This window comes from uncultured Bradyrhizobium sp. (assembly GCF_936928535.1).
Lineage (GTDB): Bacteria > Pseudomonadota > Alphaproteobacteria > Rhizobiales > Xanthobacteraceae > Bradyrhizobium.
This window is the reverse complement of the sequence record NZ_CAKZHY010000097.1, coordinates 159,662-171,526: the sequence shown is the minus strand read 5'-3', so window position 1 is coordinate 171,526 and position 11,865 is coordinate 159,662. Positions and strand designations below refer to the sequence as shown.

Below are 11,865 nucleotides of genomic sequence, written 5' to 3'. Positions count from 1 at the left end.
CTTGCCGAATGGCTTCAAAAAGAGAATTGACATCAATCCGCAATTAAAGGGCCGATTGAAACCTCTCGGGGCGCTGTCGACATGCGACGATGTCGGAGACTTCGCGCATGACATGCGCCAAAAGTCGGATGCGCGCATTCGCACCGCGGCAAATTCTCGTGAATTTCCTCTCCGCTCTTGCATCGCTGCAACACTTTTCGTGTCTTCGAGAATGAATCGGAACGTTGCGTGCGTTCATCGCTTGTATTTCACATCGCACCGGCTCAAGATCATTTTTCGAAAATAATCTCCGGCATGTGAACCGGCTGAGGGGCAGGCCCATATGGACGAGCTGATCGGACAGCTGGCGACAAACGCCAGCATAGATAGTGCTGTCGCTGAAAAGAGCGTCGGCATTATCCTGGGATTCCTCCGCAGTGAAGGTCCTTCCGATAGCGTGCAGGCCCTGATCGACCAGATCCCCGGTGCAGAAGGGGCGATCGAGGCATCCAGGAGCGGCGGCGGACTGTCGCGGCTGATGGGCGGCGGCCTCATGGCCGTCGGCACGCGCCTGATGGGCCTCGGGCTTGGTATGTCCGACATCCAGACCCTTGCCCGTGAACTTTTTCGCTTCGGCCGAGACAAAATCGGAGCGGATCAGATGAGCAAGATCATCGCGGGGACGCCGGGCCTCAGCCAATTCGCCTGAGCGACGCTTTTCATACCGAGTATCATGACATATCCGATCTCCGAGATTGAGGGCCTGCCAGCCTTTGCCGCCAACAAGCTGAAGGCGCAGGGTATCCGCACCACCGCCGCACTGCTGGAAGCCGCAAGTACCGCCAAGGGCCGCAAGACGCTCTCGGTCAAGACCGGCATCAGCGAGCAGCAGTTGCTGGAGTGGGCCAACGTCTCCGACTACATGCGTATTCCCGGCATGGGCCGGGCCAAGGTGGGCCTGGTCCGCGCCGCCGGCGTGACCACGGTGCGCGAGCTCGCTTATCGGAATCCGGCAAGACTGGCGCAAAGCATGCGCGAAGCCAACGATCGCAAGAAGCTCGTCCGCATCCTTCCGTCCGAGAAGTCGGTCGGCGACATCATCGCCAAGGCCAGGAAGCTGTCGCCGAAGATCACGTATTGATCGCAGCTCTCTCCCCGTCATCCGCTCCGTCACCGTCATCCTGAGGTGCGAGGCATGGGACGCAACGTGTCCCATGAGGAGCCTCGAAGGATGCACGGCCACCGCAGCCGCCAAGCGGTGAGAGCCGGGCCGTCGCCCCTCGAGGGCCGCTGAAGAAGCGGCCACCTCAGGGTGACGGTCAGAGAGCAGCGCTCGTCGCCCACACCGCCGCCAATCCCGTCTTGACTCCCCCTCCCCGACCGCGCAAAGCGGGCCGCATGAATGCCTCGCCCTCCCCATCGGTCCCGTCGGCCGGCTCGGCCGGGCCAGATACGCTGCGGACGCTCGTGGGCCGGAAGCTGCCGGCGGTGATGGGCGTGCTGAACGTGACGCCCGACTCCTTCTCCGACGGCGGCGATTTCATCGCACCGGACCAGGCGCTGGCGCGAGCGCGGGCGATGATCGCCGGCGGCGCCGACATCATCGATATCGGCGCCGAATCCACCCGGCCCTACAAGGGCGCCCAGCCGGTGACGGCGGCGGACGAACTGGCCCGGCTGAAACCGGTGCTGTCAGGCATCGTTGCGCTCGGCGTGCCGATTTCGATCGACAGCATGAAATCGGAGGTCGTGGCCTTTGCGCTCGACCAGGGCGTCGCCATCGCCAATGACGTCTGGGGATTGCAGCGCGACCCCGGTATGGCGCCACTGGTCGCCGCGAAAGGCGTGCCCGTCATCGTCATGCACAACCGTGACAGCGTCGATTCCGCCATCGACATCGTCGCTGACATGAAGGCGTTCTTCATGCGCTCGCTGGACATCGCCGCCAAGGCCGGCATCGATCGCGACAAGATCGTGCTCGATCCCGGCATCGGCTTCGGCAAGACCGCCGAGCAGAGCATGATCGCGCTGGCGCGCTTGCGCGAGCTCGACATGTTCGGCCTGCCAATTCTCGTTGGTGCCTCGCGAAAACGCTTCATCGCCTCGGTGTCGCGCTCGGAGCCGAAAGAGCGGCTCGCCGGCTCGATCGCCGCGCATCTGATCGCCGCGCAGAAGGGGGCGAAGATCATCCGGACCCATGACGTCGCCGAGACCCTGCAGGCCCTGCGGGTCGCCAACGCAATCGAGAGCAAGCAATGACCGATACGATCTTCGTGACCGGCCTGTCGATCCATGCGCGCCATGGCGTGCTGGATCACGAAACCGCAGTCGGCCAGCGTTTTGTGATCGACCTCGAACTCTACACCGATCTGTCGGAGCCATCACGCAGCGACCGCCTGGTCGATACCGTCTCCTATGCCGACGTGGTGGCGACCACGACGGCGGCCTTCAAGAACACCAATTACAAGCTGCTGGAGCGCGCCGCCGGCGCGGTCGCGGATGCCATCCTGGCGCACTTCCCGCGCATTCGCGCCGTGAAGATCACCGTGCACAAGCCGCATGCGCCGATCGCGGCGATCTTCGACGATGTCGGCGTCATGCTGACGCGCTCGCGGCACCCCTGACATGGCGAGCGTGCTGATCGCACTCGGCGGCAATGTCGGCGACGTCCGCACGACCTTCAAGAAGGCGATCGCCCATATCTGCGGCATGGCGCAGGCCGCATTGATCGCGCGCTCGTCGGACTATGCGACGCCGCCCTGGGGCGACGAGGACCAGGATCCCTTCATCAATGCCTGCGTCGAGATCGAGACCGGCCTCGATCCGCACGCGCTGTTGTTCGTGATGCAGAAAGTCGAGCAGAAATTCGGCCGTACGCGCGACAAGGATCGGCGCTGGGGTCCGCGCACGCTCGATCTCGACATGATCGCCTATGACGATGTGTCGATGAACAAGCCCGACCTGACCCTGCCGCATCCGCGCCTGTTCGAGCGCGCATTCGTGCTGGTGCCGCTGGCCGAAATCGCGCCGGAGCGCGTGATTTCAGGCATTCGTGTACGTGACGGCCTTGCCAGCGTCTCGACGCAAGGCATTGAGCGGCTTTCGGATACCGGTTAACCAAAATCGGCCGTTTGCAGGGACGGCCCGCCGTGGCAAATTCGCCTGCGAATATCGAGATGTTCGGGAGCCCTTGGCCGTATGACCTCCGTGACTGACGATCTGCCGCTGGCGGCCGATTTTCCCAAGGCGACGGACGCGGACTGGCGCAAGCTGGTCGACGGCGTGCTGAAGGGCGCGCCGTTCGAGAAGCTGGTCGGCAAGACCTATGACGGTCTCAAGATCGAACCGCTCTATCCGCGCGCCCATGGCGTCGCACCGGTGGCGGGACGGCCGGCGTCTGCGCCGTGGCAGATCATGCAGCGGATCGATCATCCCGATGCGCTTGCGGCGAATGCACAGGCCCTGACCGATCTGGAGAACGGCGCCACGGGACTCTCGCTGGTGTTCGCCGGCGGCGCTGGCAGCCACGGCTTCGGCCTGGAGCCGACAGCCGATGCGGTTGCAAAGGTGCTGAAGGGCATTCACCTCGATGCCGGCATCAGTCTCGAGCTTCAGGTCGGTCCGCAATCGCGGATGGCCGCGATCCATATCGCGGAATATGTGAAGGGCAACGGCATCGACCCCGCCGCCTGCGACATCCGCTTCGGGCTCGATCCGCTCGCGGCCTGCGCAGTGTGGGGAAACAGCCCCTACAGCTGGGACGAAATCGTTCCCGCCGTGACCGGCGGCATCAAGGGTCTTGCCGGGCTCGGCTTCAAGGGGCCGTTCGCGCCCGCAGACGGACGCGTGATCCACGATGCCGGCGGCTCCGAGGTGCAGGAGCTCGCCTTCGTGCTCGCCTGCGGCGTCGCCTATCTGCGCGCGATCGAGGGCGCCGGCGTTCCGCTCGAGCAGGCCCAAGGCATGGTCTACGCCCGCCTCGCCGCAGACGCCGACCAGTTCCTGACCATGGCCAAGTTCCGCGCGCTGCGACTGCTCTGGGCGCGCGTCGAGGCCGCCTGCGGCCTGACGCCGAAGCCGCTGTTCATTGCCGCCGATACGGCCTGGCGCATGCTGACGCAGCGCGACCCCTACGTGAACATGCTGCGCGCGACCATTGCGACATTCGCAGCCGGGCTCGCTGGCGCCAATGCGATCACCGTGCTGCCGCATACGCTGGCGCTCGGGCTGCCTGATCGGTTCGCGCGACGCGTAGCGCGCAACACGCAATTGCTGTTGCTGGAGGAGAGCAACCTCGCCAGGGTCAGCGATCCCGCGGCGGGATCGGGCGGCATCGAAACGCTGACGGCGCAGCTCTGCGAGGCCGCCTGGGCGCTGTTTCAAGAGAGCGAGAAGGTCGGCGGCGCCTTTGCGGCACTTCAGCAGGGCCTGTTCCAGGGCAAGGTGGCTGCGACGCGCAAGGCGCGCGAGGCCAACATCGCCAGGCGCCGCGACGTGCTGACTGGCGCCAGCGAGTTTCCGAACCTGCACGACAGCGAGACGGCCGTGCTGACGGCGACGCCTGTCGTGCTCGCGCCTTATGGCGAGGCCAAATACAAGTTCGACGCCCTCGTGCCGATCAGGCTGGCGCAGCCGTTCGAAGCGCTGCGCGACATCTCCGATGCAGCACTGAAGGCGCGCGGCAAGCGGCCCTGCGTGTTCCTGGCCAATCTCGGCACGCCCGCCGATTTTACGGCACGTGCGACTTTCGCAAAGAGCTTCTTCGAAGCCGGCGGCATCCAGGCCCTCGACAGCGAAGGTTTTGCCGATCCGGCCAAGCTGGCTGCGGCCTTCAAGGCTTCCGGTGCGGCGCTCGCCTGCCTTTGTTCCAGCGACAAGGTCTATGCGGACCACGCCGAAGCCGCGGCCAAGGCCCTGCAAACGGCGGGCGCGCGACATATCTATCTGGCAGGCCGTCCGGCCGAGGCTGAGGCGGCCTTGCGCGCGGCCGGTGTCACGGGCTTCGTGTTTGCCGGGGGCGATGCACTCGCCACGCTTCAAGACGCTTATAAGCGGATGGAACAGGCATGACCGAAGCGAACAAACCCGTTCTCACCGGCGGCTGCCAATGCGGCGCGGTGCGCTTTGCGATTTCGGCGGCGCCGAACCGGGTGTCGATCTGCCACTGCCGGATGTGCCAGAAGGCGAGCGGCGCGCCGTTCGCGTCCTTCGCCGATGTCAACAAGACGGACTTCGTCTGGACCAAGGGCCAGCCGTCGTTCTTCCGCTCCTCCACGATCGCCGACCGCGGCTATTGCTCTGCCTGCGGCACGCCGCTGAGCTTCGGCCGCATCGACGGCGAGCGCATCGAGATCATGACCGGCGCCTTCGACCGTCCTGACCACGTGGTGCCGACACGGCAGTACGGAACGGAATCCCGCCTCGGCTGGGTGGTCGGCATCGCCAACCTGCCGAGCCAGACCACACAGCAGAATTACGGACCGGAGAAGATGGCGACCATCGTCAGCCATCAGCATCCGGATCATGATTGAACGCCATGATATGGTTGAAGCCATGAGCCGCATTCCCAATTTCGCCGATGTCGCCTTTGAGCGCGCCACCACAGCCGTGCCATCGGGCAGCGCCGAGCCGTGGCTGACGCCCGAGGGTATTCTGGTGAAGCCCGCCTATGGCGAGGCGGATCTCGCCGGCCTCGATTTCCTCGACACCTATCCGGGCATCGCGCCGTTCCTGCGCGGCCCCTACCCGACCATGTATGTCAACCAGCCCTGGACCGTCAGGCAATATGCCGGCTTCTCCACGGCGGAGGATTCCAACGCGTTCTATCGCCGCAATCTCGCGGCCGGACAGAAAGGCCTCTCGGTCGCCTTCGATCTCGCGACCCATCGCGGCTATGACTCTGACCATCCGCGCGTCGGCGGTGACGTCGGCATGGCGGGCGTTGCAATCGATTCCATCTACGACATGCGCACGCTGTTCGCGGGCATTCCGCTCGACCAGATGAGCGTGTCGATGACCATGAACGGCGCGGTGCTGCCGATCCTCGCGCTCTACGTCGCGGCTGCCGAGGAACAGGGCGTGCCGCCGGAAAAGCTGTCGGGCACCATTCAGAACGACATTCTGAAAGAGTTCATGGTGCGCAACACCTACATCTATCCGCCGGCGCCGTCGATGCGGATCATCTCGGACATTTTTGCGTACACCTCGCAGAAGATGCCCAAGTATAATTCGATCTCGATCTCCGGCTATCACATGCAGGAGGCCGGCGCGACGCAGGACCTCGAGCTCGCCTACACGCTCGCCGACGGCGTCGAATATCTGCGTGCCGGTCTTGCCGCCGGCCTCGATGTCGACCGCTTCGCCCCGCGCCTGTCGTTCTTCTGGGCGATCGGCATGAACTTCTTCATGGAGGTCGCCAAGCTGCGCGCTGCGCGGCTGCTTTGGGCCAAGCTTCTGAAGCCGTTCAACCCGAAGGACCCGCGCTCGCTGTCGCTGCGCACGCATTCGCAGACCTCGGGCTGGTCGCTGACCGCGCAGGATGTGTTCAACAACGTAATGCGCACGACGGTGGAAGCGATGGCGGCGACGCAAGGCCACACCCAGTCGCTGCACACCAACGCGCTCGACGAGGCGCTGGCGCTGCCGACGGATTTCTCGGCACGCATTGCCCGCAACACCCAGCTGTTCCTGCAGCAGGAGAGCGGCACCACCCGTATCATCGATCCGTGGGGCGGCTCCTATTATGTCGAGCGGCTCACACGTGACCTCGCCGCGAAGGCGTGGGGCCACATCCAGGAGGTCGAGGAGCTCGGCGGCATGGCGAAGGCTATCGAAGCCGGCGTGCCCAAGCTGCGCATCGAGGAGGCCTCCGCCAAGACGCAAGCCCGCATCGATGCCGGCAAGCAGGCGGTGATCGGCGTCAACAAGTACAAGCCATCAGACGAGGCACCGATCGACATCCTCAAGGTCGACAACACCAATGTCCGCCGCTTGCAGATCGACAAGCTGACGCGGCTGAAATCCGAGCGTAACCAGACCGACGTTGATGCCGCGCTCGCCGCGATCACGCGCTCGGCCGGCGAAGGCAACGGCAATCTGCTCGCGCTCGCGATCGATGCGGCGCGGGCCAAGGCGACCGTCGGCGAGATTTCGGACGCGATGGAAAAGGTATTCGGCCGGCACCGGGCCGAGATCAAGTCGATCACCGGCGTCTACAAGCGGGAGGCGTCCAGCATGGGCAACCAGGTCGAGAAGGTTCAGGCGCTGATCGACGCCTTCGAGGAGGCCGAAGGCCGCCGCCCACGCATCCTCGTCGCCAAGATCGGCCAGGACGGGCACGACCGCGGCCAGAAGGTGATCGCCTCTGCGTTTGCCGATATCGGTTTCGACGTCGATATCGGACCGCTGTTCGCCACCGCCGACGAAGCGGCGCGGCAGGCGGTCGAGAACGACGTGCACATCCTCGGCGTCTCCTCGCTCGCCGCAGCCCACCTCACGGCCGTGCCTGAATTGAAGGCTGCGCTGAAGAAGCAGGGCCGCGAGGACATCATGATCATCGTCGGCGGCGTGGTCCCGCCGCAGGATTACGAGGCGCTCTATGCCGCCGGCGCCGAGGCCATATTTCCGCCCGGCACCGTGATCGCGAACGCGGCCGAGGAGCTGATCCGCAAGCTCAATGCCCGGCTCGGGCATAGCGAGGCGGCGGAGTAATTCCGCCGCCTTTCGGCTTACGCCATCAAACCCGCGGCCGCGCTGCTGCGACCAACCTTCACGTCCCAGTGTTTCGCACCGCGCGTTCTGCGCCGGTTCATCTTACGGTCGTTACGTTCATGCAGACATCCGAGCGCCGTAGCGGCGGTCGGGTGCAAAATTGATGGATATTGAAGTGACGTCTCATCGTGCAAATGTGCGGGCCGGATTGCTCGCAACCCTGTCCGCTGTCGCGACGATCGCCCTTGCCTCCCCTTCCCTCGCCGCCGATCCCAGACCCGATGCTGCCGTCAAGACCAAGAGCATCGACGCACGCGTGTTTCTCGACAACAGGATCAAGGCCGATGCGCCGCTCGCAGCCGATTGCCTGGCCGAAGGCAAGAAGTGGCTCGACAAGAACGCAGGCGATGCCGCCGCCTCGCGCAAGCAGGACCCGCAATTCTTCAGGGACGGCGGCTGGGACTTCGAACGCAAATATTCGATCCGCTCCGTGGTGGCCGATCGCTATGTCAGCATCCTGCGCGATGACTACATGGACACTCATGGTGCCCATCCCAATTCGGACGTGAATACGGTGCTGTGGGACAAATCCGAGAGCAAGCGCATCTCGATCCGCCCGTTCTTCACCGAGACCGCCGACAATGGCGCAACCATGAAGGCGATGGTCAAAGCCGTGATCGCCTCGCTGAAGATCGAGAAGAAGAAACGCGACTCAAGCGAGACCGCGACCGAGGAATGGTTCAAGGGCGTTGAGCCGAGCCTGCTCAAGATCGGCGCCGTGACGCTCGCGCCGTCGACCGAGACAGGCAAGAGTTCCGGCCTGACCTTCCACTACCCGCCCTATGCCGTCGGTCCCTACGCCGAGGGTCAATATGTCGCATACGTGCCATGGGAAACGTTGAGGCCCTACCTGACGCCTGAAGGTGCACGCATTTTCGGCGGGACACGACCAAAGGGAGACGCTGAGGGCGCGCCGTAAACTCCGCGGCCGCCTTGCGGAAGCAACGGCACGCGTAAATTTGATTGTACCGGGGGGCCGTCCGAAACTATACTTTTGGTTGCATTTTGAAATAGACATTTTTTGACATTGTCCGGAGTGGCATCATGCTTGACCGGGGCAAGACATTTAGCAGTTCGAATTTTTCAGAATTCGCCTGGCAGGACTGCCGCGAGTTCACGAGGCTGGCTCTCGCGGGAGTCTATACGCGCGGCGCCGCCTTTCGCCGACAGCTTCTGCTTAAGGCAATGAATCCAGTTCAAGCGCCGCCGTTGGAAATCGGTTTCGATCCGCGTCCAACGACTTATCTTGCCTGGATGGTGGAGCGGGGCGAGTTGGCCTATCGCACATTCTGTGTGGCCATTCTCATGGCATACGTTGGTGTCGTGTCAGCCTACGTCGGCAATGTGTCGACCAATCGCCCGTCTGACACACTTGTTTTTATCGCGCTGGGGGTTTTTGCCGTCGGAGCCGTTTGGACGATGAGGCACAGCGCTCGCGAACGCAGCGCGATTCAACGATTCTCAAGAGACCACTTCACCCCGGAGACGGTCGCGTCCTTGCTGGACGCGCCACACGACAAAAAACTGGACGTTGGCATCGGAGGCTATCAGCAGCGCCTGCTCGTCTACAGGGACTACGATCCATTCAGATGTGCCGGGGCTGCCATAGGTAGATGGTCGTTTACCGTTGACGTGGAAAAGCGCGCGCAGATCGGGACGGGAGCACCCGACCTGGTCCCGATCTCGCTGTCGCAGATCAATCAAATGATCGCGGAAGACCTGCCGCAAAGCGGCTTCGGCGATATGGTCATACGGAAGATTGCCGCCCTTCGGGGCAGGGACGCATGGACATTGCCATTGTTGTCTCACGACGCCTGGACCCGGCAACCAAGCGTCACCCTGAATGAATCGGCAGTCGCAGACGTCGTCGCGAAACATCCCGACCTCGTAAGAGAGTATCTGCTCTTTCACGACATCAGATGGAATGGGGAACTGATACTCACCCATGCGATCAAAACGACGCATAGAGGCAGAATATTCTACATCGAAGCAAGCAGGTACCTGCTCACGCCGCCGTTCAAAGAATTCAAGACGGTCGACAACATGCACTTCAGTGACCGAAGCCTAAGGACGAAAATCGGCCGCCTCGTCGGCGAGGCGATGGCTAGTCCGTTTCTGGTGCTGGGCGAAGTGTACAACTTGCTTGCCTATGCCATGCTCGGGCACTCGATACGACGTCTCAAGACGGAGTACCGACATAGCATCGAGGCAACTCCGCTATTTGACTACGGTGCGGTCGACAGCACCCGGCGGGAAATCATGGACGAAAATTTCGAGCATTATTTTCAAAAAACCGACCTGGACTTCGGGATCAAGGCATTCGACCAATGTGTCGTGGAGCTGATCTGCCGATACATGGAAGATCATGGCGTGGACATCTCTGACCTCCGCAAGAAAGCCTTCGCCATCTACAATTCTGGAATCCTGGTTCAGGGCGGCGATGTGACGGCGCAGGCAATGGCCGTGGGACAGGGAGCCAGCGCGGCTTCCACCCATGATGCGAACGCGACGCACTGAAAGGTTCTCGCGCGATGAACAAGAGTTCCAAGACCAGCTCGAACGAGGGCGTCATCGCGACGAATGTCAGCGCCCAAGTGATGGCTGTCGGTCGAAACGCGACTGCGAACCAGACTCTTTCGGTTGGTGATTCCAAGCAGCTCGGTTCTTGTATCGCCGAGTTGCGCCAGGAGTTCGCGAACCTGCAAATTCCGGACAGAGCCAAAGCCGCAATTTCAGAGCACATTGACCAACTGGCGGAAGAAGCGGCAAAACCTACGCCCGATCGAGGCCGGTTGGAGACAGCAGCAAAGGCCGTCGCCGGTTCCGCGAAACTTCTCGCTGAATTCGTGTCCGACGCTTCAAAAATTCTGTCCCCGATCGCGAAGATCGCAGCCTTTCTCGGCCTCGCCCTTTTTTGAAGGCCAACGCCTCCCTCTAAGGCAACGATCGGGACATTGGCGGGCTTGGGAACTCCTCATCGAGAGTTTTCCCTGAAGATGGCGCTGTCTTGATGTCGCGCCAAAAAGCCGCCTAGAATAATAGCTTGATACCAGCCCGATTCCCGAGGGCGATGCCGGGAACCTTGATGCCAGTAATCACGCGCCGCGCTTTCGCGGCCTCTGCAGTGGCCGCGGCCACCTCCACTCTCCTCTCGCCTGCGCGCGCGCAAGCCTATCCGGCGCGGCCGGTGACCCTGATCGTACCCTGGGGGGCGGGGGGCGGCACCGATGCGACCGCACGCATCATCGCGACGCTGCTCCAGAAGGAACTCGGCCAACCGTTCAACGTCGTCAACATTACCGGCGGGTCCGGCGTCGTCGGCCATGCCGAGATCGCCACAGCACCGCCGGATGGCTACACGATCGGCATGATCACCGTGGAAATCGCGATGCTGCATTGGCAGGCGGTGACCCATCTGACGCCGCGGAGCCTCATGCCGCTGGCGCTGATGAACGAGGACCCGCCGGGCATCCAGGTTGCCGCCTCCTCGCCATACAAGACGGCGAAGGAGCTCATGGAGGCCATCAAGCTTGCGCCGCCGGGGCGATTCAAGGCATCGGGCACGGGACAAGGCGGCATCTGGCATCTCGCACTCGTCGGCTGGATGCAGGCGATGGGATTGCCGGCGAACCAGGTGGCGTGGGCGGCGTCGAATGGTGCAGCCCCGGCCATGCAGGACCTCGTCGCGGGCAGCATTGATCTCACCACCTGCTCGGTGCCGGAAGCGCGCGCGACCATCGAGGCCGGCCAGGCCCGAAGCCTTGCGATCATGGCGCACGCGCGCAATCCGAGCTTTCCCAACGTCCCGACGCTGAAGGAAGCGCTCGGCGTCGATTATTCGACCAGCTCGTGGCGCGGTATTGGCGGACCGAAGGGCCTACCCCCTGAAGTCGCCAGCAAGCTGACCGCGGCCCTGAAGAAGGTGTACGACTCCGCCGCCTTCAAGGACTTCATGACCGGGCGCGGCTTTGGCACCGTATGGCGGGATGCAAGCGACTTCGAAAGCTTCATGGAGGAGGCGGATCGCCAGATGGGCCAGGCGATGAAGGCCGCCGGCTTTGCCAAAGCGTGATGAACGCAGAACCCTCGGCACCGCCCGTTAGGCTGGGAGACCCT

13 protein-coding genes are annotated in these 11,865 nt (G+C 63.3%); all 13 read left to right on the top strand.

Features of this window, described 5'->3' with window-relative positions; genetic code table 11:
* A partial coding sequence (locus Q0687_RS20135) for a hypothetical protein (protein WP_298880261.1) occupies nt 1-286 on the top strand: 286 nt, incomplete at its 5' end.
* A 36-nt stretch (nt 287-322) separates the two neighbouring features.
* On the top strand, nt 323-688 hold the full coding sequence (locus Q0687_RS20130) for a DUF2267 domain-containing protein (RefSeq protein WP_298880259.1): 366 nt from the start codon (nt 323-325) through the stop codon (nt 686-688).
* Between the two features lie 24 nt (nt 689-712).
* Nucleotides 713-1,120: a DUF4332 domain-containing protein gene (locus tag Q0687_RS20125; protein ID WP_298880257.1), complete on the top strand. Its 408-nt coding sequence runs from the start codon at nt 713-715 to the stop codon at nt 1,118-1,120.
* 257 nt (nt 1,121-1,377) lie between these two features.
* The gene (gene folP / locus Q0687_RS20120; protein WP_298880254.1) at nt 1,378-2,238 is read left to right on the top strand and encodes a dihydropteroate synthase; all 861 of its coding nucleotides are present in this window, start codon (nt 1,378-1,380) and stop codon (nt 2,236-2,238) included.
* Nucleotides 2,235-2,603, top strand: a complete 369-nt coding sequence (folB, locus tag Q0687_RS20115) for a dihydroneopterin aldolase (protein WP_298880251.1) — start codon at nt 2,235-2,237, stop codon at nt 2,601-2,603. Before folP ends, folB begins: the two co-directional genes overlap by 4 nt.
* 1 nt (nt 2,604) lies before the next feature.
* The gene (gene folK / locus Q0687_RS20110) at nt 2,605-3,096 is read left to right on the top strand and encodes a 2-amino-4-hydroxy-6-hydroxymethyldihydropteridine diphosphokinase (protein ID WP_298880248.1); all 492 of its coding nucleotides are present in this window, start codon (nt 2,605-2,607) and stop codon (nt 3,094-3,096) included.
* A gap of 81 nt (nt 3,097-3,177) precedes the next feature.
* On the top strand, nt 3,178-5,049 hold the full coding sequence (locus tag Q0687_RS20105; RefSeq protein WP_298880245.1) for a methylmalonyl-CoA mutase subunit beta: 1,872 nt from the start codon (nt 3,178-3,180) through the stop codon (nt 5,047-5,049).
* Nucleotides 5,046-5,510: a GFA family protein gene (locus Q0687_RS20100; RefSeq protein WP_298880241.1), complete on the top strand. Its 465-nt coding sequence runs from the start codon at nt 5,046-5,048 to the stop codon at nt 5,508-5,510. The genes Q0687_RS20105 and Q0687_RS20100 overlap by 4 nt, the downstream gene beginning before the upstream one ends.
* 22 nt (nt 5,511-5,532) lie before the next feature.
* On the top strand, nt 5,533-7,689 hold the full coding sequence (gene scpA, locus Q0687_RS20095; protein ID WP_298880282.1) for a methylmalonyl-CoA mutase: 2,157 nt from the start codon (nt 5,533-5,535) through the stop codon (nt 7,687-7,689).
* A gap of 163 nt (nt 7,690-7,852) precedes the next feature.
* Complete coding sequence (locus Q0687_RS20090; protein ID WP_298880239.1) at nt 7,853-8,668, top strand: RsiV family protein; 816 nt, start codon at nt 7,853-7,855, stop codon at nt 8,666-8,668.
* 125 nt (nt 8,669-8,793) lie between these two features.
* Nucleotides 8,794-10,266 (top strand): hypothetical protein, encoded by a 1,473-nt coding sequence (locus tag Q0687_RS20085; protein WP_298880237.1) that lies wholly within the window; start codon nt 8,794-8,796, stop codon nt 10,264-10,266.
* A gap of 14 nt (nt 10,267-10,280) precedes the next feature.
* The gene (locus tag Q0687_RS20080) at nt 10,281-10,667 is read left to right on the top strand and encodes a hypothetical protein (RefSeq protein WP_298880234.1); all 387 of its coding nucleotides are present in this window, start codon (nt 10,281-10,283) and stop codon (nt 10,665-10,667) included.
* 167 nt (nt 10,668-10,834) lie between these two features.
* On the top strand, nt 10,835-11,821 hold the full coding sequence (locus Q0687_RS20075) for a tripartite tricarboxylate transporter substrate binding protein (protein ID WP_298880231.1): 987 nt from the start codon (nt 10,835-10,837) through the stop codon (nt 11,819-11,821).
* Nucleotides 11,822-11,865 lie beyond the last annotated feature (44 nt).

Bases quoted from the DNA above. Each gene is read 5' to 3' on its own strand.
- folK (WP_298880248.1), top strand. From the start codon at position 2,605: ATGGCGAGCGTGCTGATCGCACTCGGCGGCAATGTCGGCGACGTCCGC.
- Q0687_RS20080 (WP_298880234.1), top strand. From the start codon at position 10,281: ATGAACAAGAGTTCCAAGACCAGCTCGAACGAGGGCGTCATCGCGACG.
- folB (WP_298880251.1), top strand. From the start codon at position 2,235: ATGACCGATACGATCTTCGTGACCGGCCTGTCGATCCATGCGCGCCAT.
- Q0687_RS20100 (WP_298880241.1), top strand. From the start codon at position 5,046: ATGACCGAAGCGAACAAACCCGTTCTCACCGGCGGCTGCCAATGCGGC.
- Q0687_RS20130 (WP_298880259.1), top strand. From the start codon at position 323: ATGGACGAGCTGATCGGACAGCTGGCGACAAACGCCAGCATAGATAGT.
- Q0687_RS20090 (WP_298880239.1), top strand. From the start codon at position 7,853: ATGGATATTGAAGTGACGTCTCATCGTGCAAATGTGCGGGCCGGATTG.
- Q0687_RS20125 (WP_298880257.1), top strand. From the start codon at position 713: ATGACATATCCGATCTCCGAGATTGAGGGCCTGCCAGCCTTTGCCGCC.
- folP (WP_298880254.1), top strand. From the start codon at position 1,378: ATGAATGCCTCGCCCTCCCCATCGGTCCCGTCGGCCGGCTCGGCCGGG.
- Q0687_RS20105 (WP_298880245.1), top strand. From the start codon at position 3,178: ATGACCTCCGTGACTGACGATCTGCCGCTGGCGGCCGATTTTCCCAAG.
- Q0687_RS20085 (WP_298880237.1), top strand. From the start codon at position 8,794: ATGCTTGACCGGGGCAAGACATTTAGCAGTTCGAATTTTTCAGAATTC.
- scpA (WP_298880282.1), top strand. From the start codon at position 5,533: ATGAGCCGCATTCCCAATTTCGCCGATGTCGCCTTTGAGCGCGCCACC.
- Q0687_RS20075 (WP_298880231.1), top strand. From the start codon at position 10,835: ATGCCAGTAATCACGCGCCGCGCTTTCGCGGCCTCTGCAGTGGCCGCG.